Consider the following 25574-nt stretch of genomic DNA (forward strand, 5'->3'; position numbering starts at 1 on the left):
TCCGACTCTATCAGATCTTTTTCTTCGATCTGACCCCCGGTCAGCGGGGTTTGTCTTTCCGGCCGTTGGGCCGTTCCGACGAGTGAGACTCTAGCGGATTCCCTGCTCCCGAGCTAATCGGGGGCCTGCGCCCTTTCGAACGCGGATTCCTCATTTCGCGAATACGCGCGCCAATGCCATGACAGCAGACAGACGACTGCCGTCGGGTTGGTGCGGTACGTACGGAATGGCTGTCCGGGGCCGACCGGAGTCGGTACTCACGTCGGACAACTCGGAGAACAGTACGGATGACGCCAGGGCGTGTCAACTCGCTGCCGTCATCGCCGGCCGGTCCCCCTCTTCAAGGCGTAGCCTGACCCGCATGACGACTACGCGTACGTACAGCCAGCTCTGGCGGGCCGCCTGACAGCGGCCGTCCGTACGTATGTGCTCAACGGCCGCCGCTTCGGTGGCCGTTTTCGTTTCTCCCTCCAGGGCCTCGGCCCTCAGGACTCCGGGGGCGGCCGGCCGGGGTGGCGGTCACAACCAGGAGACGGAGACAGGAAGCGATGACACGGGTCTTCAGTGGGATCAAACCGACCGGGCATCTGACGCTGGGGAACTACCTGGGGGCCATGCGGCGGTGGGCGGCGGTCGACCAGCACCGGGCGGACGCGTTGTTCTGCGTCGTCGATCTGCACGCGCTGACCGTGGACCACGATCCCGCACGGGTACGCAGACTGAGCCGGCAGGCGGCGACGCTGTTGCTGGCCGCCGGGGTGGATCCGGAGCTGTGCACCGTGTTCGTGCAGAGTCACGTGGACGAACACGCCCGCCTGTCGTACGTGCTGGAGTGCGTGGCGACCGACGGCGAGATGCGGCGGATGATCCAGTACAAGGAGAAGGCCGCGCGGGAGCGGCGGCGGGGCGGGAGTGTGCGGCTGTCGCTGCTGACGTATCCCGTGCTGATGGCGGCGGACATCCTGGCGTACGGGACGGACGAGGTGCCGGTGGGGGACGACCAGGCGCCGCACGTGGAACTCACACGGGATCTGGCCGTGCGGTTCAACCAGCGGTACGGGCACACCTTCGTGGTGCCTCGGGCCACGCACCCGGCCGTGGCTGCGCGGGTGATGAATCTGCAGGACCCCCTGTCGAAGATGGGGAAGAGCGACGACGTCGGGCCGGGGATCGTCTATCTGCTGGACGAGCCGGACGTGGTGCGGAAGAAGGTCATGCGGGCGGTGACCGACAGTGGACGCGACGTCGTGTACGACAGGGAGGAGCGGCCCGGGGTGGCGAATCTGCTGGAGATTCTCGCGGCGTGCTCGGGTGGGGACCCAAAGACGCTGGGCGATGCGTACGAGTCGTACGGGACTTTGAAGAAGGACACCGCGGAGGCTGTGGTCGAGGTGCTGAGGCCATTGCGGGAAAGGCACAAGGAGCTGTGCGCGGATCCCGGCTATGTGGAGGGGGTGTTGCGGGACGGAACGGAAAGGGCTCGCGCTATGGCACGGCCGGTCGTGGATGCCGCCTATCGGGCCATCGGCCTGCTCCCGGCGTCCGGGGGCGGGGCCGGGAGGTAGCGCCGGTCTCGGTGTCCGTGCCGGTCGGCCGGCTCGCTTGGCAGTAAGTCGTCGGTCGTTGGCCTCCGTACCTCTGGGAGGTGGGGTGCGGGGGCGGCACGATCGGGGTCATGGACATCGCGGAGAACGCGGCCCTGGTGGTCGTCGACGTGCAGCAGGGTTTCGAGGACCTCGGGTTCTGGGGGCGGCGGAACCATCCCGGGGCGGACGAGAACATCGCCGGGCTGATCGATGTGTGGCAGGCGTCGGGGCGGCCGGTGGTGTTCGTGCGGCACGACTCGGTCGAGCCGGCGTCGCCCCTGCGTCCGGGGCAGCCGGGCAACGGGTTCAAGACGTACGTGGAGCAGCGGCGCGGGAAGGGAGGCGAGGGCGCCGAGCTGCTAGTGACGAAGAGCGTGAACTCGGCGTTCCACGGCACCCCGGATCTCGGCGCCTGGCTGAAGGACGCGGGGATCTCCCAGGTGGTGCTGGTCGGGATCCAGACCAACATGTGTGTGGAGACGACGGCCCGGGTGGGCGGGAACCTCGGGTACGACGTGGTGGTCGTGTTCGACGCGACGTACACCTTCGACGTGGAGGGGCCGTTCGGCTGGCGGCTCAGCGCGGACGAGGTGGCGCAGGCGTCGGCGGTGACGTTGCACGGAGGCGGGTTCGCGCGTGTGGTGATGTCCAAGGATGTGCTCGCCGGAGCCGAGTGAGAGGCGGAGACGGGCGGGGGCGCCCCGGGCGGGGCGCCCCGGGCGGGGGCCTGTCCTCAGTCCTTGGTGCCGGAGGCCAGTTCGCGGCTGCGGTCGCGGGCGGCTTCGAGGGCGGCGATGAGGGCGGCCCGTACGCCGTGGTTCTCGAGTTCGCGGATGGCGTTGATGGTGGTGCCGGCGGGGGAGGTGACGTTCTCGCGGAGCCGTACGGGATGCTCGCCGCTGTCGCGGAGCATGGTCGCGGCGCCGATCGCGGACTGGACGATCAGGTCGTGGGCCTTGTCGCGGGGCAGGCCGAGCAGGATGCCGGCGTCGGTCATGGCTTCGACCAGGTAGTAGAAGTACGCCGGGCCGGAGCCGGACAGGGCGGTGCAGGCGTCCTGCTGCGACTCCGGGACGCGGAGCGTCTTGCCGACGGCGCCGAAGATCTCCTCGGTGTGGGCGAGGTGTTCCGGGGTGGCGTGGCTGCCGGCGGAGATGACCGACATGGCCTCGTCGACCAGGGCGGGGGTGTTCGTCATGACGCGGACGACCGGGGTGCCGGCGGCGAGGCGGTCCTCGTAGAAGGAGGTGGGGATACCGGCGGCGCCGCTGATGACCAGGCGGTCGGCGGGGATGTGCGGGGCCAGCTCGTCGAGGAGGGCGCCCATGTCCTGCGGTTTGACCGTGAGGATCAGGATGTCGGCGGTCTTGGCGGCTTCGAGGTTCGAGACCGGGGTGACTCCGTGGCGAGCGCGGAGTTCGTCGGCCCGCTCCTGGCGGCGGGCGGTGACCAGGAGGTCGGCGGGGGCCCAGCCGCCGCGGATCATTCCGCTGAGCAGGGCTTCACCGATCTTGCCGGTGCCGAGGACTGCGACTTTCTGAGCCATGACGGGGGATGACCTCCAAAGTGGGCGCGTCGTCCTGGTTCATCCTCGCATTCGGGGGGCGTGGGGGCGGGCTGGTGTCCGGTGGGCGGACGGTGGCGGACGCCGGCGCCGGGGGCGCGTCAGGCCGTCCTGCGGCGCAGGGTCGCCGCGCCGAGGGCGAGCACCAGCAGGGCGCAGCCGGCGACGATCAGGATGTCGCGTACGAAGGTGGCGGTCATGTCCGTGTGCCTGAGGACCTCGTTCATGCCGTCGACGGCGTAGGACATGGGGAGGACGTCGGAGATGGCCTCCAGGACGGGGTGCATGTTCTCGCGTGCGGTGAAGAGTCCACACAGGAGGAGCTGGGGGAAGATCACGGCTGGCATGAACTGGACCGCTTGGAATTCCGAGGCGGCGAAGGCCGAGACGAAGAGGCCGAGCGCTGTGCCGAGGAGGGCGTCGAGCAGGGCCACCAGGAGCAGCAGCCACGGGCTGCCGACGACGTCGAGTCCCAGGAACCAGACCGCCAGTGCGGTGGCCAGGGCGGACTGGACGATCGCGATCGCGCCGAAGGCGAGGGCGTAGCCGGCGATCAGGTCGCCCTTGCCGAGCGGCATGGCGAGGAGGCGTTCGAGGGTGCCGGAGGTGCGCTCGCGCAGGGTGGCGATCGAGGTGACCAGGAACATCGTGATCAGCGGGAAGATCCCGAGGAGCGAGGCGCCGATGTTGTCGAAGGTGCGCGGGCTGCCGTCGAAGACGTAGCGGAGCAGGAGCAGCATCAGGCAGGGGACGAGCAGCATCAGCGCGATCGTGCGCGGGTCGTGGCGCAGTTGACGCAGGACCCGGGCCGCGGTGGCGAGGGTGCGCGAGGCGTTCAGGGCGCTCGGGGGGACGGAGGGCCGGGTCGTCGTACGGGGGGTGCTCATCGCGAGGTCTCCTTCGTGCGGCCTGCCGCGACGGCCGCGTCCACCAGGTGCAGGAAGGCCGCCTCGACGGTGTCGGATCCGGTGCTGGTGCGGAGGGCGTCGGGGGTGTCGTCGGCGAGGATCTCGCCCTCGCGCATGAGCAGGAGGCGGTGACAGCGCTCGGCCTCGTCCATGACGTGGGAGGAGATCAGCAGGCCGGCGCCCCGCTCGGCGGCGATGGCGTGGAAGAGCTGCCAGAGGTCGCGGCGCAGGACGGGGTCGAGGCCGACCGTGGGCTCGTCGAGGACCAGCAGCTCGGGGGTGCCGAGGAGGGCGACGGCGAGGGAGACGCGGCTGCGCTGGCCGCCGGAGAGGGTGCCGGCGAGGGCGTCGGCGTAGGTGGTGAGGTCGACGTCGGCGATGGCCCGGGTGACGTTGTCCCGGCGGCGGTCGGCGGCGACGGGGGTCCCGCCGCGCGAGCGAATTCGGGCGTGGGGGAGGCCGGGGTCGAGGACCGAGGCGAAGTAGTCGAGGTTCTGCCGGACCGTCAGGTCGTCGTAGACCGAGGGGGCCTGGGTGACGTAGCCGATGCGGGTGCGCAGGGCGGGGTGGCCCGCGGGGAGGCCGAGCACGTCCAGCGTGCCGGTGACCTTGGCCTGGGTGCCGACGATGGCCCGCATCAGGGTCGACTTGCCGCAGCCGGAGGGGCCGAGGAGGCCGGTGACCTGCCCGCGCGGGACGGTGAAGTCCAGGCCGCGCAGGACGGTGCGGGGACCTCGGACGGCGGTGAGGTCCTGGGCGCGGACGGCGGGGGTTTCTCCCTCGCCGGTGTCCGGGCGCGGAGTGCCGGAGGAGTAATTCATCATGTGATGAATAATCCTCGCGGGGGCGGGACACGTCAAGCGGTGGCGGGACGGTTCGCGCCGGGGCAGGGGTCGGCCGTGCGGGGCGGAGGACGACCGTGCGGGGCGAGCGGGCATGCCGAAGGGGGACGCGGCGCAGCGACAGGCGGTGGGCGGCGGAAAGCGTGAGGCTTGAGGCACCTGAGGCAGAGGCACGGCGCGGTGCGGTGCGCGGGGCCGCGGCCTGCGAAGGGCGTCGGCACGGGGGTGAAGAAGCGCGCGGGGCGACAGCGCAAGGCGGACGGCAGGCCGGCGCGTCGGACGCGGGGAAGCCCCCGGTGGCAGAGGGAGGGAACCGTTCAGTGCGGGCCGGCGGTTCCCGTGCGGCGGTTAAGAGCGGCGGCGCTTCTTGGGGTTGCCGGAGCGGCGGGACGTCCGCTTCGCGTACTGGGTGCGGGCCGTTTCGTACTCCTCGCGGTGGAGCTCCTCGCCGGGAGCCTCGGCGAGGGAGCGGAAGAAGTAGGCGAGAAGGGAGCCGACGAAGCCGACGGCGAGCAGGCCGCGGAGAGACCGTTGGCGGTCGGGGTCGGGGCGGCGCTTGAACGCCTCCCAGGTGTGCCCGAACGCGAGGGCGCTGCAGACCGCGAACATCACGACCACCAGGAGCGTGACGAAACCGCCGGCCTCGGCGATCTGGAGGCCCTGGTAGGCGACGCGCAGAACGAGACAGGCGGCGGCCGCGGTGGCGAGCGCGCCCACGGCGACGCCGACGCGGCGGGCCGCGTAGCCGCTGTCGTGGTCGACCCAGGTCGTGCCGAAGAAGCGGATGGGCTCGGGGCGGGGGCCGACGGGGGTTCCCGGGGAGCCCGCGGGGTGGTCGTCCGGGGTGCCGTTCTCTGCGCTCACGCTTCGATTATGGCTCCGGCGCCCCCACGGGCTCCGAGCGGGATCGGCCGCGATCACCCGGTCCCGGGCGGGATCACCTGGGATCGGGCGGGATCAGCCGCAGCGCGGGGCCACGTAGCCGTCGCTGCCGGTCTTCACGTAGGTGTCCGAGACGTACTCGCCGCTGTCGATGTTGCACCAGATGTTCGACGTGCCGTACGGGCCGGTGACGGTCGTGCCCGGACGCTGGCAGAAGATCGGCACCTGCGCGCCCACGGGCAGGGTGCGGACGACGGCGTAGTTCGTGCCCGGGCCGCTGCGGACGTTGAGCCGGTAGCCCGGCGCGACCGGGTAGTACCGCACGGCCGCCGTGACGGCCGACTCCGCCGCGCCGACGCCCTCTGCTTCTCCGAGCTGGTCAACTGCCATGGAAAACCTCCCCCGTTGTGCACCCCATGTCTGTCATGGGGCCCCGTTCATACCCCGCAATCCCGCCACGCACACATGTACGTTGTTTAAACACCGGTACCAGCATGCCTCCTCGGTCCCGTACATCTCATCGACTAGGGTCTGTGCGGCGCGCACGCGGACGAACAGCACGGGGGTGGTCCCATGGCGCCACAGTGGAACGCCGGAGCCGGGGCGGAAGCGGAACTTCCTGAGTACGCCGGTCACTACCGTCTGGAGTCATGCCTCGGCTCCGGCGGAATGGGCGTGGTGCATCTGGCCCGGAGTACGTCCGGGCTGAAGCTCGCGGTGAAGGTCGTGCACGCCGAGCTCGCACGGGACCGCGAGTTCAGGGGGCGTTTCCGGCAGGAGGTCGCGGCGGCGCGACGGGTGAGCGGCGCCTTCACCGCACCGGTCGTCGACGCCGACCCGGAGGCCGAACGCCCCTGGATGGCCACGCTGTTCATCCCCGGCCCGACGCTCGCCCAACATGTGAAGCGGAACGGGCCCATGCCCGCACCCCAGTTGCGCAGGCTGATGGCCGGACTGGCGGAGGGGCTGCGGGACATCCACCGGGTCGGGGTTGTGCACCGCGACCTGAAACCCAGCAACGTACTGCTCGCCGAGGACGGGCCGAAGGTCATCGATTTCGGCATCTCCCGGCCAAAGGACAGCGAACTGCGGACCGAGACCGGCAAGTTGATCGGCACCCCGCCCTTCATGGCACCCGAGCAGTTCCGGCGTCCCCGTGAAGTGGGGCCTTCCGCCGACATCTTCGCGCTCGGCTCGCTCCTGGTGCACGCCGCCACCGGGCGCGGGCCGTTCGACTCCGACAGCCCGTACGTCGTCGCCTACCAGGTGGTGCACGACGAGCCCGACCTGACCGACGTACCGGACGGGCTCGCCCCGCTGGTGCTGCGCTGCCTGGCCAAGGAACCCGAGGACCGGCCCTCCCCCGACGAGCTGATGCGGGAACTGCGGTCCGTCGCGGCCTCGTACGACACCCAGGCATTCCTGTCCCAGGCCTTCATACCGGCACAGCGGACGGAGCCGGGAGCGGAGGCGGGAGCGGAGGCGAAGACGGGAGCTGACCCGGGGGCGGGAGCGGGAGCTGCCTCGGCGGGCGCCGTACCCGGCCCTCAGGGGATGCCCGAAGCGGAGGGCGGGGCCGGCGCCGATCCCACGAGCCGGCCCGGAGCCGGGCCCAAGGCCGAACTCGCCGCCGGAGCCGCCCCCGAACCCGGGCACCTCGCCGGCCCGACGGCGGCTCGGCGTTCCCCGCGGCCGCCCCTCAGCAAGCGGACACTGCTCGGGGGCGGGGCGCTCGCCCTCGCCGTGTTCGGCACGCTCTTCTCCGTCCAGTTGCTCGGCGACGGGCCCCCGGCGCGGCAGGCCACCGCCGGCACCCGGACCACGCCGGACGCGTTCCGGGCGTGGGAGGCGGCGCCGTCGGGCAAGCCGGGCAGCCCGCAGTGCTCGTACGGGGCCGATCTGCTGGTGTGCGCCCAAGCGGAGTCGGTGTTCGCCCTCGACCCCGATGACGGCGGCCTGCTGTGGCGGCACACCGCCGCGGGGACGGCGGCGAGCGGGCCGCCGGTCGTGTCGGGCGGACTCGTGCAGCCCGCGCCGGAGCCGGCCGGCGACCTGGAGGCCCTCGACCCGACTTCGGGGAAGCCGCGATGGCGGCAGCGGACCGCCGAGTACAACGGCCTGACCGGTGCCGGGGACGTGTTGCTGCTCACCGGCGCCGACGGCACGGTCACCGGCGTGGACAGCGCCTCGGGCGACGCGTTGTGGACCGGACGGGTGCCGGGGCACGACGCCCCGTACTTCCGCACGTTCGCGGGGGATCCGCTGGCCTACGTGGCGAGCACGTCGGGCGACGGTTCCAGCACGCGGGTGACGGCGGTCGATCCGCGGTCCGGCGCGGTGCGGTGGGACGCCCGGCTGGAGGGGATGCTGACGCCGGTCGGCAGCATGGGCGAGGCGGTCGTCCTCACCTCCGCCGACCCGGTCCTCGGCGACACACAGGCCCTGGTCCGCTACACACCGGACAGCGGGGAGACGCGCCGGGTGGCGCTGTCCGTACCGCTGGCCCAGGCGCAGGGCACCGTGCACGGGGACGTCGCCCATCTGACGGGGACCGGTGGCAGGCTGGTGGCCGTCGACATGGCCGCGCTGCGGCAGCGGTGGAGCCTGGAGACCGGTGTCGCCCGCGGGTCCACGCCGGTCGCGGACGAGCGGCACGTCTACTTCACGGCTCCGGACGGCCGGCTGCTCGCCGTGGACGCGCGTGAGGGACGGCTGGCCGGGCAGACGGCGCCCCGGATGGGTGACACCCCCGACCGCGTGGTCGCCACCCTGCCGGAACCAGTGATCGCCGACGGCCATGTCTACGCCACCGCCCCCGACGGCACGGTCTTCGCCGTGGACGGCCACGACCCGGCCGACTGGTAGGACCCACGGAACCCTTTGGACCCACGGAACCCTTTGGATCCGTGGGTCCTGGTGGCCCCGTGGGCATCGGGCGGTTCAGCCCAGCTTCGACACGTCCCGCACCGCGCCCTTGTCGGCGCTCGTGGCCATCGCCGCGTACGCCTTCAGCGCCGCCGAGACCTTGCGCTCACGGTTCTTCGGGGCGTACGCACCGTCCAGCGCCTGCTCACGGCGGGCCAGCTCGGCCTCGTCGACCAGTAGCTCGACCGAGCGGTTCGGGATGTCGATGCGGACGCGGTCGCCGTCCTCGACGAGGGCGATGGTGCCGCCCGAGGCCGCCTCCGGGGAGGCGTGGCCGATGGAGAGGCCGGACGTGCCGCCGGAGAAGCGGCCGTCGGTGATCAGGGCGCAGGCCTTTCCGAGGCCGCGGCTCTTCAGGTACGACGTCGGGTAGAGCATCTCCTGCATGCCGGGGCCGCCCTTGGGGCCCTCGTAGCGGATGACGACGACGTCGCCCTCCTTGACCTGCTTGGTGAGGATCTTCTCGACGGCCTCCTCCTGCGACTCGCAGACGACCGCCGGGCCCTCGAAGGTCCAGATCGACTCGTCGACACCGGCCGTCTTGACGACGCAGCCGTCCACGGCGAGGTTGCCGCGCAGCACCGCCAGGCCGCCGTCCTTGGAGTAGGCGTGCTCGGCGGAGCGGATGCAGCCGCCCTCGGCGTCCTCGTCGAGGGTGTCCCAGCGCTCGGACTGGGAGAAGGCCTCGGCGGAGCGCACGCAGCCGGGGGCCGCGTGCCACATCTCCACGGCCTCCGGGGACGGGGAGCCGCCGCGGATGTCCCAGGTCTTGAGCCAGTCGGCCAGGGTCGGGCTGTGGACGGAGTTCACGTCCTCGTTCAGCAGGCCCGCGCGGTGCAGTTCGCCGAGCAGGGCGGGGATGCCACCCGCGCGGTGCACGTCCTCCATGTAGTACGTGCGGTCCTTGGCGACGTTCGGCGCGACCTTCGCCAGGCAGGGCACGCGGCGCGAGAGGGCGTCGATCTCGGTCAGGCCGAAGGGGACCTCCGCCTCCTGGGCGGCGGCCAGCAGGTGCAGGATCGTGTTGGTGGAGCCGCCCATGGCGATGTCCAGCGTCATCGCGTTCTCGAAGGCGGCGACGGTGGCGACACTGCGGGGCAGGACCGTGTCGTCGTCCTGCTCGTAGTAGCGGCGGGTGATGTCCATGACCGTGCGGGCGGCGTTCTCGTAGAGCGCCTTGCGGGCCGTGTGGGTGGCGAGGACCGAGCCGTTGCCCGGGAGGGACAGGCCGATGGCCTCGGTGAGGCAGTTCATCGAGTTGGCGGTGAACATGCCGGAACAGGAGCCGCAGGTCGGACAGGCGTTCTCCTCGATGCGGAGGACATCGGCGTCGGAGATCTTGTCGTTGGCGGCGTCGACCATCGCGTCGACCAGGTCCAGCGTGCGGACCGTGCCGTCGACCAGCGTCGCCCGACCGGACTCCATCGGACCGCCGGAGACGAAGACCGTCGGGATGTTCAGCCGCAGGGCGGCGTTGAGCATGCCCGGGGTGATCTTGTCGCAGTTGGAGATGCAGATCAGGGCGTCCGCGCAGTGGGCCTCGACCATGTACTCCACGCTGTCCGCGATCAGGTCGCGGGAGGGCAGGGAGTACAGCATGCCGCCGTGGCCCATCGCAATGCCGTCGTCGACGGCGATCGTGTTGAACTCGCGCGGGATGCCGCCGGCCGCGACGACCGCCTCGCTGACGATCCGGCCGACCGGCGCGAGGTGGGTGTGGCCGGGGACGAACTCCGTGAAGCTGTTGGCGACGGCGATGATGGGCTTGCGGCCGATGTCCGCACCCGGTACACCGGAGGCTCGCATCAGGGCGCGCGCGCCCGCCATGTTGCGGCCGTGGGTGACTGTGCGGGACCTCAGCTCGGGCATCGTCGCTCGCTCCTTCAGACCTTCTCGGGGGTGCGGGGTCAGAGATTCCTGACTGTCGTCGAGCGTACGCCCGTCATCCAGTGGGCGGGACAGGGTGTCCGCGATGCGGGATACGTATCTCAGTGCGGGGTCGGGTACGGAGACCGCGGTACGTGCGGGGGCGCGGCGCTTCAGCGGCCGGTGAGGTGGCCCTGTACCACCGGCGCCACCCGCTTGACGATCTGCTCGATGTCCGCCGAGGCCAGCGGTTCGACCTTGATCACGTACCGGATCATCGCGATCCCGACCAGCTGGGCGGCGGCGAGCTCGGCGCGCAGTTCGGCGTCCGGCAGGTCGAGCTGCCCCGCGATACGCCGCAGCAGCTGGCCGGCGACCAGGCGGCGGAAGACACCGGCGGCGGTCTCGTTGTTCACGGCGGACCGGATGATCGCGAGCAGCGGGATCCGGGTCACCGGGTTCTCCCAGAGGCCGAGGATCATCCGGGTCATCCGTTCGCCGACCTCCTCCAACGGAGCGTCGAGGACGGCTTCCCGGCCCTTGAGCACCGGGGCGAAGGCGACCTCGACGGCCGCCTCGAAAACCTGCTCCTTGGTACCGAAGTAGTGGTGCACGAGTGCGGAGTCCACCCCGGCCGACTTGGCGATGCCCCGTACGGAGGTCTTGTCGTACCCCCGTTCGGAGAACTCCTCGCGGGCGGCGTCCAGGATGCGGTCCCGGGTGGCGGCCGACTCCGCGCGCGGGGGCCGGCCACGGCGCCGGGGGGCGGTGCCGTGGCGGCCGGGGGACGTATCCGGGGCGACGGCGGACGTGTCCGGGCCCGACGTGTCCGGGCCGCCGGAAGCCGCGTCCGGGCCGCCGGGCGCGGTGCCGCCGGTCATCGGCGTGGCGCCCGCAGCGCCGAGGCCACCGTCGAGGACCCGGGGGCCCCGGACATCGCCGACGCCAGGTGCAGGCGGGTGAACGCCAGCGCCTCCGCCAGGTCGGCCTCGCGCTCGGCGCCGGACATGGCACGGCGGGTGTTGACCTCGATGACGACATGGCCGTCGAAGCCGTTGAGGGCCAGGCGCTCCAGCACCTCGGCGCAGGGCTGGTCGCCGCGGCCGGGCACGAGATGCTCGTCCTTGGCCGAGCCCCGGCCGTCGGCGAGGTGGACGTGACCGAGGCGGTCGCCCATGCGGTCGAGCATCCCGAGGGCGTCGGTGCGAGCGGTCGAGGCGTGACTGAGATCGATCGTGAAGTGGCGGTAGTCGTCCTTGGTGACGTCCCAGTCCGGGGCGTAGGCGAGCATCTCCCGGTCGCGGTAGCGCCACGGGTACATGTTCTCGACGGCGAACCGCACATCCGTCTCGTCCGCCATCCGCCAGATTCCGTCGACGAAGCCACGGGCGTACTGACGCTGCCAGCGGAACGGCGGATGCACGACGACCGTGGCGGCGCCGAGCTTCTCGGCGGCGGTCCGGGCCCGCTGGAGCTTGGTCCAGGGGTCGGTGGACCACACCCGCTGCGTGATGAGCAGGCAGGGGGCGTGCACGGCCAGGATGGGGATGCGGTGGTAGTCGCTGAGACGGCGCAGCGCCTCGATGTCCTGGCTGACCGGATCGGTCCACACCATGACCTCGATACCGTCGTACCCGAGGCGCGCGGCGATCTCGAAGGCCGTCGCCGTCGACTCCGGATAGACGGAGGCCGTCGACAGAGCGACCTTCGCATCCGGGATGCGCACCGCTGGATCTGCCACGAGGAACAGCGTACGGGGTGTGTTCGACGGGCGGGACGCGGACAACGGGCTTCAGCCAGGGGCATTCGCCGTGGCCGCGAGCGCATGACCGCAGGACACGGGGCGCTTCGTCCGTCCGGCGGCGCCACGGTCCCAAGGCCGCCGTGTGATCGAGCTAACCGGACCCTGGCCGCATGGCCCCGGCTCGTCGCTCCCCCGCGCGGTGGGCGGTCGTGCCACGCGCGGGGGGCGGTCGCGTGGCACGGTGGGCGGTCGCGTGGCGCGGTGGGTGGTCGTCTCGCGCGGTGCGCGGCTACGCGGGCCCCATGTGGTCCAGACGGCGCAGGATGATGCCCTCGCGCAGCGCCCAGGGGCAGATCTCCAGGGACTCCACCCCGAAGAGGTCCATCGCGGCCTCCGCGACCAGCGCCCCGGCGACCAGCTGGCCGGCGCGCGAATCGGAGACGCCGGGCAGCGCGGCGCGCTCGGCGGTGGTCATCACGGACAGCCTCGACACCCATCCCTCCAGGGACTGGTACTTCAGCTCGCGCGGGACGTACGGGCCCTCGGTGGAGCGGGCGGCGCCCGCGATGCGGGCGAGCTGCTTGAAGGTCTTGGAGGTGGCCACCACGTGGTCGGGCGGACCGAGGCGGCTGAACTCGCCCACCGTACGGCCGATCTCCGCGCGGACGTGCCGGCGCAGCGCCCGCACGTCGTCCGGCGCCGGCGGGTCGCCGGGCAGCCGGGTGCCGGTGAGGCGGCCTGTGCCCAGCGGCAGCGACACCACGGCGTCGGGCTCCTCGTCGATGCCGAAGGCTATCTCCAGGGAGCCGCCGCCGATGTCGATGACCAGCAGCTTTCCCGCCGACCAGCCGAACCAGCGGCGGGCGGCGAGGAAGGTCAGCCGGGCCTCCTCCGGGCCGGTGAGGACCTGGAGTTCGACCCCGGTCTCCGCACGCACGCGCTCGAGGACCTCGCCGACGTTGCGGGCGTCGCGCACCGCCGAGGTCGCGAACGGCAGCAGTTCCTCGACGCCCTTGTCCTCGGCGGCCTGGAGCGCCTCGTGGACGACCTGGATCACCCGGTCCGTCCCGCCGGGACTGATCGCGGCGTCGGCGTCCAGCAACTGGGCGAGGCGCAGCTCCGCCTTGTGCGAGTGCGCGGGCAGCGGGCACGCCCCGGGGTGCGCGTCCACCACCAGCAGATGCACCGTGTTCGAACCCACGTCGAGGACACCGAGTCTCATGTACGGAACGCTACTGCGCGTGACGCGGCCAAAAGCCCGCTGCGGGGCACTCGGTCCGGTATCGGACAGCGATCTGGGCGACTTACCCTGGACGGGTGCCAAAGACGAAAAAGGCGAAAGCCGAGAAGGCGGACAAAATGACCAAGCAGGCCAAGAGGGCCGAACCGGTCGACGGTTCGTCGCGGGTGCCGCCGAACGACGAGAAGGGCCTCGACTTCGCTCGGGCGTGGGTGGAGTTCCCCGATCCGGCGGACGAGGAGCAGGTGTTCCGCTGCGATCTGACATGGCTGACCTCTCGCTGGAACTGCATCTTCGGCAGCGGTTGCCAGGGCATCCAGGCGGGCCGCGCGGACGACGGGTGCTGCACCCTGGGGGCGCATTTCTCGGACGAGGACGACGAGAAGCGGGTCGCGGAGCATGTGGCGAGGCTGACGCCGGACATCTGGCAGCACCACGACGAGGGCACCCGGGGCGGCTGGGTCTCCGAGGACGAGGACGGCGACCGCCAGACCCGCCCCTTCCAGGGCTCGTGCATCTTCCAGAACCGGCCGGGCTTCGCCGGTGGCATGGGCTGCTCGCTGCACATCCTCGCCGTGCGGGAGGGCCGCGAGCCGCTGGAGACCAAGCCGGACGTGTGCTGGCAGCTGCCGATCCGACGGACCTACGACTGGATCGACCGGCCCGACGACACGCGCGTGCTGCAGGTGTCGATCGGTGAGTACGACCGCCGGGGCTGGGGTCCGGGCGGCCACGACCTGCACTGGTGGTGCACGTCGGCGACCTCGGCGCACGGCGCGGGCGACCCCGTGTACGTGTCCTACCGGGCGGAGCTGACCGAGCTGATGGGCAAGCCCGGCTACGATCGGCTGGCCGAGCTGTGCGAGGAGCGGCTTGCCTCGCAGCTCCCGCTGCTGGCACCGCATCCGGCGGATCCCGCCTGATCCACCTCTCCATGCACGGGACACGGCTACCGGTTTCGGGTCACGGCGGTGACGGCGGTGACGGCGGTCACGAAACGGACGGGATCAGGTCGCCGCCGCCGATGTCACCGCCGATGTCACCACCCATGTCACCGCCGTCGTCCTCGGCGGGCGGTGACGTCGAGGACGACGGGTGGCCAGGGGCGGCCGGGCCGCCGGGGGCCGAGTCCGTGGGCTCCGGGTCGGGCGACCGGGGCGGGTCGCTCGGGGCGGGCTCCGACGGGGACGGTGGCGTGGGCGTCGGGTCCGGGGCGGGGGACGAGGGCGGGGGTCCGCCCGAGTCACCGGGGCTCGGGGGCGGGGTGTTCGGGGAGCCGGGGTGCGCGGTTCCCGGGCTGTCGGGACGACCGGGGCCTCCGGAGTGACCGGGGAGGGGGGCGCCGGAGGAGGACGGGCTGGGGGCATTGCCGTGGCCGTCGATGGTCACCACGGCGCCGGTGGGTGAGACCGCCACCCGCGCGCTCCAGCGGCCGGACGGCTCGCGCAGCTGGTCGACGTACACCCTGATCCTCAGCGACTGCCCTGGCCGGAGCGTCCCCGACGACTGGCTCAGGTAGAGCCAGGGTGCCCCCGCCGACGCGGACCAGCGGACCGGCGCGGGGCCTCGCGAGGTGAGCGTGATCAGTGTGGTGTCACCGCTGTGTCCGGCGGTGACACCCAGCACGGCGGCGCCCTTGTGGCCGGCGCCGGTGACCCCGACGACCTCCACGGCCACATCCGCCCTGCCGTCCCCGCCGCCCTCGCCGAAGCGGCCCCCGGGCCGGGTGTCGGCGTTGCCGGTGTTCTCGTAGCCGCCCGGGCCCTCGGCGTCGAGGTCGACGGGCTTGTCGGCCTCCCGCGCGGAGGCCGACCGGCCGTCCCGGGCCTCGCCGGCGGGGACGCCCCGGTAGGCGGCGTACAGCGCGAGCACGGGGGCGGCGACGACGGTGGCGACGACGGTCGTCGTGACCGCACGCGAGCGCAGCCGGTCCCGACGGGCGACACGGTCCTTGGGGTCCATCGGGAAACCGCGCCGGTCGAAGCGGGGCGCGCCGCCACGCGCGCGTGGGTGGTGCGCCAGGGCGGTGCGCAGGGCCGCTTCGGGAGCCGGAAGGACGTGCAGGGCGTCGGGGGCGACGCCGGTGCCGGGCCAGCGACCGGGGATGGCGCGCCCGGCGGTGGGACGGCAGCGCGGACAGTCGTCGACGTGCCGGACGAGTTCGCGGCGCAGTGCGCTGCTGAGCACGAGTCGGCTGTCGCCGGTGAGATGCGCCACTCCCCGGCAGGCACCGGTCTCGACGACGGCGAGCGCCGCGCGGGTGCGCTCGACCTCGCAGGCGGCGGAGGCGAGCAGCTCGCGGGCGGCGCCCGGTTCCATGCCGAGCACGGCGGCGACCTCGTGGGCTTCGAGGCGGTGCCGGACGGCGAGTTCGAGTGCCTCGCGCTGCTCCGGCGTGGTGCCCGCGGCCTCCGGCCAGGCGAGCAGGGCCAGTTCGCTGCGGCGCTGCTCCCGCACCTCCTCGGAGACGGCCGGGGCAGTGGCGGCCCGCGCCGCCCGCTGCCGGGCCGCCCGGCCCGCCGCGCGGGTGACCTGACGTTTCTGCCGGGCCTCGGCCAGCTTGCGCAGACAGGCCCAGCGGGCCAGCGCGTACAGCCAGGCCCTGCGGTCCCCGGACGCGTCCGGGACGTGCCGGCCGCGGCGCTCCGCGAGTGTGAGGACGTCGGCCAGGGCAGCGGTCGCCACGTCGTGGTCGCACAGCACCGACAGACAGTAGGTGAACAGGCCGTCCAGACACGGTTCGTAGCAGGTGGGCGGCCGGTGTGCCAGTGTGCGCGCGGCCCCGCGGTCGCGCACCTCCCGGTGCGCCCGGTGTGCGCCGGTCGTGCGGGTCGGAATCTCCGGGCCACTGCTCATCATTCGGCGACCGTAGGCGGCCGGAGGCGGCCCCTCCCGGAGCCCTGCGCACTTTTAATCCGTACGGGTGAAACGATCCCTCAATCGAGGACGAGAACCCTTCGTTCCACGGGTGGGGCGGGGAAATCGGCCCGGCCCCGGGACCGCCGACCGGGCACTGTGCGCCCGACTGTCAGTGCCGGGCGCTACCGTTTCGACCATGGCTGCCCGTACCAAGACCACCAAGGACCGACCGTCCTACCGCTGCACGGAGTGCGGCTGGCAGACGGCCAAGTGGCTCGGCCGCTGCCCCGAGTGCCATGCCTGGGGGACGGTCGAGGAGTACGGCGTGCCCGCGGTCCGTACGACGGCGCCGGGGCGGGTCACCACCTCCGCCGTGCCCATCGGCCAGGTCGACGGCCGTCAGGCCACGGCCCGCTCCACCGGTGTTCCCGAGCTGGACCGGGTGCTCGGCGGCGGGCTGGTCCCCGGCGCGGTGGTGCTCGTCGCGGGCGAGCCGGGCGTCGGCAAGTCCACGCTCCTGCTGGACGTCGCGGCGAAGGCGGCGAGCGACGAGCACCGCACTCTGTACGTCACGGGCGAGGAGTCGGCGAGCCAGGTCCGGCTGCGCGCCGACCGGATCCACGCCATCGACGACCACCTGTACCTCGCCGCCGAGACGGATCTGTCCGCCGTCCTCGGCCATCTGGACGCGGTGAAGCCGTCCCTGCTGATCCTCGACTCGGTGCAGACGATCGCCTCCCCGGAACTCGACGGCGCGCCGGGCGGCATGGCCCAGGTGCGCGAGGTGGCGGGCGCGCTGATCCGCGCCTCCAAGGAGCGCGGGATGGCCACGCTGCTGGTGGGCCATGTCACCAAGGACGGCTCGATCGCGGGTCCGCGCCTGCTGGAGCACCTGGTGGACGTCGTCCTGAGCTTCGAGGGCGACCGGCACGCGCGGCTGCGTCTGGTCCGGGGCGTGAAGAACCGCTACGGCACCACCGACGAGGTCGGCTGCTTCGAGCTGCACGACGAGGGCATCACGGGTCTGGCCGACCCCAGCGGACTGTTCCTGACCCGCCGCGCGGAGCCGGTGCCGGGCACCTGTCTGACGGTGACGCTGGAGGGCCGCCGCCCCCTGGTCGCCGAGGTTCAGGCGCTCACCGTCGACTCGCAGATCCCCTCGCCCCGCCGCACCACGTCCGGGCTGGAGACCTCGCGCGTCTCGATGATGCTCGCGGTGCTGGAACAGCGCGGCCGCATCAGCGCCTTGGGCAAGCGGGACATCTACTCGGCGACGGTCGGCGGAGTGAAGCTCTCCGAACCGGCGGCGGACCTGGCGATCGCGCTCGCCCTGGCGTCGGCGGCGAGCGACACCCCGTTGCCCAAGAACCTGGTCGCGATCGGCGAGGTCGGTCTCGCGGGCGAGGTCAGGCGGGTGACGGGGGTGCAGCGCCGACTTTCCGAAGCGCACCGCCTGGGCTTCACGCACGCGCTCGTGCCGGGCGATCCGGGAAAAATCCCGTCAGGGATGAAGGTTCTGGAAGTCGCCGACATAGGGGACGCTCTGCGCGTCCTTCCTCGCTCGCGTCGCCGGGACGCCCCACGGGACGAGGAGGACCGCCGGTAGACTTTGCCCTGGTCTCGCCCGTCCGTACGAACCGAGTGCGTGGGGATCTCCCGTTTGGGTCAGCCGGACAGGGAGCGGGGCCGGGTGCGTGCAGCTGCAGGCGGAGGAGGGAGTCAACGCGGTGGGGGGTTCCCCCCTGCTCGAGCTCGTCGAGAGCTTGGGGGCGTTGGCGACCGACGACCACGCCGCTGGGGGTCCTCCAGGCTCGAAGAGCTCGGAGGAGCACGCACCCGGCCCCGCGAGCCCGGCATGATTCGAACGGGACACCCTGAACGGGGGCGCCCCAGACATCGCGACCGGAGGAGTGCAGTGGCAGCCAACGACCGGGCAGCAGCTCCCGGAAAGTCCGGCGGGAGTACCGGCTCCGATCGCAAGATGCGCGCCTCGCTGAGCGCCGTGGCACCCGGCACCGCCCTTCGTGACGGCCTGGAGCGCGTACTGAGGGGTAACACCGGCGGTCTCATCGTGCTCGGTTCCGACAAGACCGTCGAGACGCTGTGCAGCGGCGGGTTCATCCTGGACGTCGAGTTCACCGCGACCCGGCTGCGCGAGCTGTGCAAGCTCGACGGCGGCATAGTCCTGTCGTCCGACCTGTCGAAGATCCTGCGCGCGGGCGTTCAGCTGGTGCCGGACCCGACGATCCCGACCGAGGAGACCGGCACCCGGCACCGCACCGCCGACCGGGTCTCCAAGCAGGTCAATTTCCCGGTCGTCTCGGTCTCCCAGTCGATGCGCCTGATCGCGCTCTACGTCGACGGCCACCGCCGCGTCCTGGAGGACTCGGCGGCGATCCTGTCCCGCGCCAACCAGGCTCTCGCGACGCTGGAGCGCTACAAGCTCCGCCTCGACGAGGTCGCCGGCACGCTGTCGGCGCTGGAGATCGAGGACCTGGTGACGGTGCGGGACGTCTCGGCGGTCGCGCAGCGGCTGGAGATGGTGCGCCGCATCGCCACCGAAATCGCCGAATACGTGGTCGAACTGGGCACCGACGGCCGTCTTCTCGCCCTTCAGCTGGACGAGCTGATCGCGGGCGTGGAGCCGGAGCGCGAGCTGGTCGTGCGGGACTACGTGCCCGAGCCCACCGCCAAGCGTTCCCGCACGGTCGACCAGGCCCTGCACGACCTGAACGGCCTCCCCCAGGCGGAACTGCTGGATTTGCCCACCGTGGCCCGGGCCCTGGGCTACACCGGCTCCCCCGAGACACTGGACTCGGCCGTGTCCCCGCGCGGCTTCCGGCTGCTCGCCAAGGTGCCGAGGCTGCCCGGCGCGATCATCGACCGCCTGGTGGAGCACTTCGGCGGCCTGCAGAAGCTGCTGGCCGCCAGCGTGGACGACCTCCAGACGGTGGACGGCGTCGGCGAGGCCCGCGCCCGCAGCGTCCGGGAGGGCCTGTCACGGCTGGCGGAGAGCTCGATCCTGGAGCGGTACGTCTAGGACTCGGTACGCCCAGGACTCGTACGGTCCAGGACTCGTACGGTCCAGGGCGGTGCGCGTGGGACGCATGGCGCCTGGGGCGCGGTGCCCGCAGGGCGCGTGGCGTGTCAGGCGCTCTTCAGCACGAAGGACGTCTGCACCTTCGCGAACCCCGGCGCCTTCGCCTCGACCAGGTACGTGCCCGCCTTGGCCGACCCGGCCGGTGGCGTCGCGCACTGCGGGGCGCTCGGCCCCCGGTCCCACTTCACGGTGTACGTGATGCTGTCGCCCGCGGGCGCCCGGAACACCAGGCTCCCCGCGCCCTTGGGACAGTCGTCCGACGCCCAGTACGTGTCGTCGTCGGCGGTCGCCTGAGTGATCGTCAGCACCGCGCTCCGCGGACCGAGATCGACCTTGCAGTCGCTTCCGGAGATGTTCCGCGCGGTCAGCCGGAAGGCGGGCGTCTCGTCGGGCTCGTAGGAGTTGCGGACGCTGCGCAGGCTGAGCTTGACGGCGGTAGCGGTGCAGTTGGGGAGCCCGGACCCGGCCGGCAGCGCGTCACCCGCGCCGACCCCCGCCGCCGTACCGCTCTCCGAGCCGCCGCCCGCGCTGCCCCCGGCGTCGCCGTTGCCGTTCGATCCGCTGCCGCCGGAGTCACCGGGGGCGCCGTTCGCCCCGTCGTCCCCCGCACCGGTGCCGGTGCCGGACGAGGAGCCGCCCGGGTCCTCGGCACCGGACTCGTCACGGCCGCCCGGCGCCTGACTGATCGCCGGCCCTGAACTCGACGGTCCCGGAGCGATGGTGGAGGGCGCGGGATTCTTGCTGTTGGCCCCGTTGTCGTGCCCGCCGCCGCCCTCGCCGCCGGAGACGACGACCCAGGTGACCGGCAACGCCAACACGCCCAGCAGGGACAGCAGTACGGCCCTCCTGCGCCAGTAGATGGAGGAGGGAAGCGGCCCGACCGGATTGCGCAGAGATCCCACGGCGCAAACTGTACGAGAGATCCGGGCCGTCGCTGATCCCACCCGCCGCCGAGAGCCCAACTTTTCCGGATCATCATCCCGGAAACGGCTGCCCGTTCCCGCTCTCCGTCAGGCACGGCACGCAACGGTCGCGGACTGTGACCATACGGGCACTCCGCCTACGGTCCGTGACCGAGGAGCGCGGGGGCGGCCTTCGCCGCCGGGAGCTCCGCACTCCGGCACCCCCGTGTTCGCGATCGTGTCCCTTGCAGCTCTGGCCACGGCTCCGACCGCCACTGCGGCACGACGGGGGTGGCGGTGTCCCCGTTCATGCCGGTGGTCGTGGCAGGATCGAGAGGCCATGACTGCTCTCACGAAGTCCCAGCCCGACGGCACCGCCGATCCCTCGTCCGAGCACGCTCCCGGAGCGCCGCTCCACTCCCCTGTCATCGACTGGTTCGACGAGCACGCCCGGGATCTGCCGTGGCGACGCCCGGAGGCCGGCGCGTGGGGGGTGATGGTCAGTGAGTTCATGCTCCAGCAGACCCCGGTGAACCGGGTCCTGCCCGTCTACGAGCAGTGGCTGGCCCGCTGGCCGCGCCCCGCCGACCTCGCCGCCGAGGCGCCCGGTGAGGCCGTCCGCGCCTGGGGCCGGCTCGGCTACCCGCGCCGTGCGCTGCGGCTGCACGGCGCCGCCGCCGCCATAACGGAACGGCACGGGGGCGACGTACCCGCCGACCATGCGCAACTGCTGGCGCTGCCCGGCATCGGCGAGTACACGGCCGCCGCCGTGGCGTCGTTCGCGTACGGGCAGCGGCACGCCGTGCTGGACACCAACGTGCGCCGGGTGTTCGCCCGTGCGGTGACCGGTGTCCAGTACCCGCCGAACGCCACCACGGCCGCCGAGCGCCGGCTCGCCCGCGCACTGCTGCCCGAGGACGAGTCGACCGCCGCGCGGTGGGCCGCCGCCTCCATGGAGCTGGGGGCGCTGGTGTGCACGGCGAAGAACGAGTCGTGCCATCGCTGCCCGATCGCCGCGCAGTGCGCCTGGCGGCTCGCGGACAAGCCGGCGCACGAGGGCCCGCCGCGCCGGGGACAGGCGTACGCGGGCACGGACCGTCAGGTCCGCGGGCGCCTGCTGGCCGTGCTCCGGGAAGCGCACAGTCCCGTACCGCAGGCGGCCCTGGACCGGGTGTGGCAGGAACCGGTGCAGCGCGCCCGCGCGCTGGACGGCCTGGTCGCCGACGGTCTGGTCGAACCGCTGCCCGGCGGGCTCTACCGGCTGCCACTGACCTGACCTGACCTGACCTGGCCTGACCTGACCGACCGGGCCCGGCCACCGGCCCGGCCACCGGTCCGGTGCACGGCCGCTCACCTGCGTACGGGCCGCGCGTCACACCTGCGCACCCGCCCGTGTGGCACACACCACCCCATAGGCCCCCCAATTCTCCTACCGCTTTACCTCGTTCCTACTTCCGTTACACAACCGACGGCCAGCCGAGGGCAGGCCGCAGGCTGCTCCGCACAGCGCCGTGACAACGCCTCCGTACCTTCGTTCCCGTGTCCCGCACTCAGCGCGCAGCACGCAGCGCGCAGCACGCAGGGGCACGGCCACCACGGATCACAGCAGGGGGACCGGACCGCACGGGCGGTCCGGTACGGGGAGCGGAAGGCGGTTCACCATGGCGCAGGGCGAGGTGCTCGGGTTCGAGGAGTACGTCCGCACCCGGCAGGACGCGCTGCTGCGCAGCGCCCGACGTCTGGTGCCGGATCCCGTCGACGCGCAGGACCTGCTGCAGACCGCGCTGGTCCGGACGTACGGCCGCTGGGACGGGATCGCCGACAAGCGGCTGGCCGACGCCTACCTGCGCCGCGTCATGATCAACACCCGGACCGAGTGGTGGCGTGCCCGCAAGCTGGAGGAGGTGCCCACCGAGCAGCTCCCGGACGCCAGCGTGGACGACGCCACCGAGCAGCACGCCGACCGTGCCCTCCTGATGGACGTACTGAAGGTGCTCGCCCCGAAGCAGCGCAGTGTGGTGGTGCTGCGACACTGGGAGCAGATGTCCACGGAGGAAACGGCCGCCGCACTCGGTATGTCGGCCGGAACGGTCAAGAGCACGCTGCACCGGGCCCTCGCCCGGCTCCGCGAGGAGCTGGAGGCCCGCGAGCTGGACGCACGCGCGCTGGAGCGTGAGGAGCGGGAGCGTTGCGCGGCCTGACCGGCGCGGGGCCCACGCGGGTCCGGAGAACCGCCCAGGCGGCGACCACGGCGACGTCCGTGCTCGCCGCCCTCACCCTTTTCGCCACCGCCTGCGGTACGGGCGGCACCGGCGCCCGCGACGAGGGCCCCGCGTACGCGGACTCGGTGGTGAGCCCTCTGCCCACCTCCTCGTCCTCCGCCCTGCCCTCGCGCTCATGGGCGGGGTCCCCGGCCGCGGCCGGGGGCCGGGTGGACGCGGTGCGGCTGATCAAGGGCGACCCGACGGTCTCGGCGGCGGTCAAGCGGGAGCTGAAGCCGTGCGTGGGCGACGAGTACCCCGTCGACGTGAGCTACGGCAACCTCACCGGCGGGAGCGCGAACGACGTCGTCGTCAACGTGCTGACCTGCGGAGACGCGGTGGGTGTCGGTTCGTATGTGTACCACGACCGAGGCGGTGCGTACGTGAACGTGTTCAAGACCGAGGAGCCCCCCGTGTACGCGGAGATCGACCGCGGGGACCTGGTGGTGACGATGCAGGTGTACGACCGGGGCGACCCGGTGTCGAGCCCGTCGGGCGAGAACGTGATCACCTACCGCTGGACCGCGGGCCGGTTCGCCGAGGAGTTCCGCACCCACAACGACTACGGCAAGGTGTCCGCCGCGGAGCCGGCCCCGATGCCCGACAGCTGACATCCGGGCCCCCGTTCAGGGCCCGGAACCTGGGGCCCGGGGTCCTGAACGGGGGCCCGGACCACGTTTCGTGGCGCGTGGCGTGAACCGGCGGGCCGCGCGGTCCGATGAAGGGGATGAACCCTCCGCGCGGTCCCCGCGTCCGTCCGGGGGGCGGGGTGAAACGCTCCCACCGATCCGAGAGCGCACGAGAACTGAGAACCGAGAGCTGAGAGACCGGGATGACAGACCAGACCCACGTCCTGTTCGTCGAGGACGACGACGTCATCCGTGAGGCCACCCAACTCGCCCTGGAGCGGGACGGCTTCGCGGTCACCGCGGTGCCCGACGGGCTGTCGGGCCTGGAGGCGTTCCGCGCCGACCGGCCGGACATCGCCCTCCTCGACGTCATGGTGCCCGGCCTCGACGGCGTCAGCCTGTGCCGGAGCATCCGCGACGAGTCGATGGTGCCGGTGATCATGCTGTCGGCGCGCGCGGACGCCATCGACGTGGTCCTGGGCCTGGAAGCGGGCGCCGACGACTACGTGACCAAGCCGTTCGACGGAGCCGTCCTGGTCGCCCGTATCCGCGCGGTCCTGCGCCGCTTCGACCGGGCGAACGGCGGCCGGGAGGAAGCGGAGGCCGGGGCTCCCGCCGGCCCGCTGGCCTTCGGTGAACTGGAGATCGACACCGTGGGCATGGAGGTGCGGCGGGCCGGGGCGCAGGTGGCGCTGACACCGACCGAGATGCGGCTGCTGCTGGAGTTCTCCTCGGCGCCGGGCACCGTCCTCTCCCGCGACCGGCTGCTCGAACGCGTGTGGGAGTACGGGTGGGGCGGCGACACCCGCGTCGTCGACGTCCATGTGCAGCGACTGCGCGGGAAGATCGGCCAGGACCGCATCGAGACGGTCCGCGGCTTCGGCTACAAACTGAAGGCCTGAGCACGGACATGCGGCGGTACTTCGGGCGCCTGGTGGGCGCGGGGACACGAGGGGGTTCCGGGGGACCGGCGAGCGCCGGTGCCCCGGAGGGATTCGGGCCGCCGGCGGGCGTCGTCACGCAGGGCGGGTTCGGGCGGCTGGTGGGTGCGGGGCTCGAGCGGGCGGGCCTGCTCACCGGGCTGAGATGGAAGCTCAGCGCCGCCATCGCCCTGGTCGGTGCGCTGGTGGCGGTCGCGCTGAGCCTGGTCGTGCACAACGCGGCCCGGGTGTCGATGCTGGACAACGCGCGCGACCTCGCCGACGAACGCGTCATGATCGCCCAGCGCAACTACGAGCTGTCGGGGCGGCTGAACTTCCCCAACACCAAGATCGACGACCCCGAACTGCCGGCGGAGCTGCGGGCGAAGGTGGAGGAGGGCCGGCGGGCGACCTACGTGGCGAACCGGCCGGGCGGGGCGCCGGACATCTGGGCGGCCGTACCGCTGAAGAACGGCCATGTCATGTCCCTGCACTCGGGCTTCACGGACCGCAGCTCGAACATCCTCAAGGACCTCGACCAGGCCCTGGTGATCGGCTCCATCGCCGTCGTCCTGGGCGGCAGCGCGCTCGGGGTGCTGATCGGCGGGCATCTGTCCCGCCGGCTGCGCAAGGCGGCGAGCGCTGCCAACCGGGTCGCCAAGGGGGAGACGGAGGTCCGGGTGCGTGAGGCCATCGGCGGGGTCGTCCGGGACGAGACCGACGACCTGGCCAGCGCGGTGGACGCGATGGCGGACGCGCTGCGCCAGCGGCTGGAAGCCGAACGCCGGGTCACGGCCGACATCGCGCACGAACTGCGCACCCCGGTCACCGGCCTGCTGACCGCCGCCGAACTGCTGCCGCCGGGCCGGCCGACCGAGCTGGTGCTGGACCGTGCGAAGGCCATGCGCACCCTGGTCGAGGACGTCCTGGAGGTGGCCCGGCTGGACGGTGCCTCCGAGCGGGCCGAGCTGCAGGACATCCTGCTGGCCCAGTTCGTCACCCGGCGGGTCGCGGCGAAGGACCCGGACATCACGGTGCGCGTGCTGCGCGAGTCGGAGGTCACCACCGATCCGCGGCGCCTGGAACGCGTGCTGTTCAACCTGCTGGCCAACGCCGCCCGGCACGGCAGGCCGCCCATCGAGGTCTCCGTCGAGGGGCGGGTCGTCCGGGTCCGCGACCACGGCCCCGGCTTCCCCGCGGACCTGCTCGCCGAGGGCCCGAGCCGTTTCCGCACCGGCAGCGCGGACCGGGCCGGTCGCGGTCACGGCCTGGGCCTGACCATCGCGGCCGGGCAGGCCCGGGTCCTGGGCGCGCGACTGACCTTCCGCAACGTACGGCCGGCCGGC

General features: G+C 72.5%; 22 protein-coding genes. 11 read left to right on the forward strand and 11 right to left on the reverse strand.

The genetic code is table 11. The annotated features are described in order from the left end of the window. The first annotated feature begins 548 nt into the window (after positions 1–548). Positions 549–1565, forward strand: a complete 1017-nt coding sequence (gene trpS / locus ACFP2V_RS27585) for a tryptophan--tRNA ligase (protein ID WP_381217927.1) — start codon at positions 549–551, stop codon at positions 1563–1565. A 110-nt stretch (positions 1566–1675) separates the two neighbouring features. Then, a complete protein-coding gene (locus tag ACFP2V_RS27590; protein ID WP_381217929.1) occupies positions 1676–2263 on the forward strand; it encodes a cysteine hydrolase family protein in 588 nt (195 codons plus the stop codon). A gap of 56 nt (positions 2264–2319) precedes the next feature. On the opposite strand, the gene proC is transcribed toward ACFP2V_RS27590, so the two are convergent. The 5 genes from proC to ACFP2V_RS27615 form a co-directional block, all read right to left on the reverse strand. Continuing rightward, positions 2320–3132 carry a pyrroline-5-carboxylate reductase gene (proC, locus tag ACFP2V_RS27595; protein WP_381217931.1) on the reverse strand — a complete coding sequence of 271 codons (813 nt, stop codon included), beginning with the start codon at positions 3130–3132 and terminating at the stop codon, positions 2320–2322. A gap of 119 nt (positions 3133–3251) precedes the next feature. After that, on the reverse strand, positions 3252–4037 hold the full coding sequence (locus ACFP2V_RS27600) for an ABC transporter permease (protein ID WP_381217933.1): 786 nt from the start codon (positions 4035–4037) through the stop codon (positions 3252–3254). Next, entirely contained in the window at positions 4034–4882 is an 849-nt protein-coding gene (locus tag ACFP2V_RS27605; RefSeq protein WP_381217935.1) for an ABC transporter ATP-binding protein, read from the reverse strand. The genes ACFP2V_RS27600 and ACFP2V_RS27605 overlap by 4 nt, the downstream gene beginning before the upstream one ends. A gap of 366 nt (positions 4883–5248) precedes the next feature. Then, positions 5249–5764, reverse strand: coding sequence for an EamA/RhaT family transporter (locus tag ACFP2V_RS27610; RefSeq protein ID WP_381217937.1), 516 nt, complete (start codon positions 5762–5764; stop codon positions 5249–5251). Positions 5765–5857: 93 nt separating this feature from the next. Beyond that, positions 5858–6172, reverse strand: a complete 315-nt coding sequence (locus ACFP2V_RS27615; protein WP_381217939.1) for an SH3 domain-containing protein — start codon at positions 6170–6172, stop codon at positions 5858–5860. A gap of 183 nt (positions 6173–6355) precedes the next feature. Here ACFP2V_RS27615 and ACFP2V_RS27620 point away from each other — a divergent pair, with 183 nt between their 5' ends. Continuing rightward, on the forward strand, positions 6356–8647 hold the full coding sequence (locus tag ACFP2V_RS27620; protein ID WP_381217941.1) for a serine/threonine-protein kinase: 2292 nt from the start codon (positions 6356–6358) through the stop codon (positions 8645–8647). Positions 8648–8722: 75 nt separating this feature from the next. On the opposite strand, the gene ilvD is transcribed toward ACFP2V_RS27620, so the two are convergent. From ilvD to ACFP2V_RS27640, 4 genes are all read right to left on the reverse strand, one after another. Continuing rightward, a complete protein-coding gene (gene ilvD / locus ACFP2V_RS27625; protein WP_381217943.1) occupies positions 8723–10576 on the reverse strand; it encodes a dihydroxy-acid dehydratase in 1854 nt (617 codons plus the stop codon). Between the two features lie 170 nt (positions 10577–10746). Next, positions 10747–11454, reverse strand: coding sequence for a TetR/AcrR family transcriptional regulator (locus ACFP2V_RS27630; RefSeq protein WP_381217945.1), 708 nt, complete (start codon positions 11452–11454; stop codon positions 10747–10749). Further along, positions 11451–12314: a sugar phosphate isomerase/epimerase family protein gene (locus tag ACFP2V_RS27635; protein ID WP_381217947.1), complete on the reverse strand. Its 864-nt coding sequence runs from the start codon at positions 12312–12314 to the stop codon at positions 11451–11453. Before ACFP2V_RS27635 ends, ACFP2V_RS27630 begins: the two co-directional genes overlap by 4 nt. Before the next feature lie 292 nt (positions 12315–12606). Further along, positions 12607–13539, reverse strand: coding sequence for a Ppx/GppA family phosphatase (locus ACFP2V_RS27640; RefSeq protein WP_381217949.1), 933 nt, complete (start codon positions 13537–13539; stop codon positions 12607–12609). Between the two features lie 95 nt (positions 13540–13634). On the opposite strand from ACFP2V_RS27640, the gene ACFP2V_RS27645 reads away from it, so the two are divergent. Continuing rightward, a complete protein-coding gene (locus ACFP2V_RS27645) occupies positions 13635–14480 on the forward strand; it encodes a DUF3109 family protein (RefSeq protein ID WP_381217951.1) in 846 nt (281 codons plus the stop codon). Between the two features lie 67 nt (positions 14481–14547). Here the strand turns inward: ACFP2V_RS27645 and ACFP2V_RS27650 are convergent, their stop codons facing one another. Beyond that, complete coding sequence (locus tag ACFP2V_RS27650; RefSeq protein WP_381217952.1) at positions 14548–16416, reverse strand: BACON domain-containing protein; 1869 nt, start codon at positions 16414–16416, stop codon at positions 14548–14550. 196 nt (positions 16417–16612) lie between these two features. Between ACFP2V_RS27650 and radA the strand changes: the two genes are divergently transcribed. After that, entirely contained in the window at positions 16613–18022 is a 1410-nt protein-coding gene (gene radA / locus ACFP2V_RS27655) for a DNA repair protein RadA (RefSeq protein ID WP_381217954.1), read from the forward strand. A gap of 309 nt (positions 18023–18331) precedes the next feature. Next, positions 18332–19456: a DNA integrity scanning diadenylate cyclase DisA gene (disA, locus tag ACFP2V_RS27660; protein ID WP_381217956.1), complete on the forward strand. Its 1125-nt coding sequence runs from the start codon at positions 18332–18334 to the stop codon at positions 19454–19456. Positions 19457–19563: 107 nt separating this feature from the next. On the opposite strand, the gene ACFP2V_RS27665 is transcribed toward disA, so the two are convergent. Then, positions 19564–20418, reverse strand: a complete 855-nt coding sequence (locus tag ACFP2V_RS27665; RefSeq protein WP_381217958.1) for a hypothetical protein — start codon at positions 20416–20418, stop codon at positions 19564–19566. 340 nt (positions 20419–20758) lie between these two features. Between ACFP2V_RS27665 and ACFP2V_RS27670 the strand changes: the two genes are divergently transcribed. The 5 genes from ACFP2V_RS27670 to cseC form a co-directional block, all read left to right on the forward strand. After that, on the forward strand, positions 20759–21694 hold the full coding sequence (locus tag ACFP2V_RS27670) for an HhH-GPD family protein (RefSeq protein ID WP_381217960.1): 936 nt from the start codon (positions 20759–20761) through the stop codon (positions 21692–21694). Between the two features lie 385 nt (positions 21695–22079). Then, positions 22080–22619, forward strand: coding sequence for a SigE family RNA polymerase sigma factor (locus ACFP2V_RS27675; protein WP_381217962.1), 540 nt, complete (start codon positions 22080–22082; stop codon positions 22617–22619). Then, on the forward strand, positions 22607–23290 hold the full coding sequence (locus ACFP2V_RS27680; protein WP_381217964.1) for a hypothetical protein: 684 nt from the start codon (positions 22607–22609) through the stop codon (positions 23288–23290). Before ACFP2V_RS27675 ends, ACFP2V_RS27680 begins: the two co-directional genes overlap by 13 nt. 221 nt (positions 23291–23511) lie before the next feature. Continuing rightward, positions 23512–24210, forward strand: coding sequence for a two-component system response regulator CseB (gene cseB, locus ACFP2V_RS27685; RefSeq protein WP_381217966.1), 699 nt, complete (start codon positions 23512–23514; stop codon positions 24208–24210). Between the two features lie 8 nt (positions 24211–24218). Beyond that, the coding region (cseC, locus tag ACFP2V_RS27690; protein WP_381217968.1) for a two-component system sensor histidine kinase CseC at positions 24219–25574 on the forward strand (1356 nt) is incomplete at its 3' end.

The organism is Streptomyces incanus, assembly GCF_042656345.1.
Taxonomy (GTDB): domain Bacteria; phylum Actinomycetota; class Actinomycetes; order Streptomycetales; family Streptomycetaceae; genus Streptomyces; species Streptomyces incanus.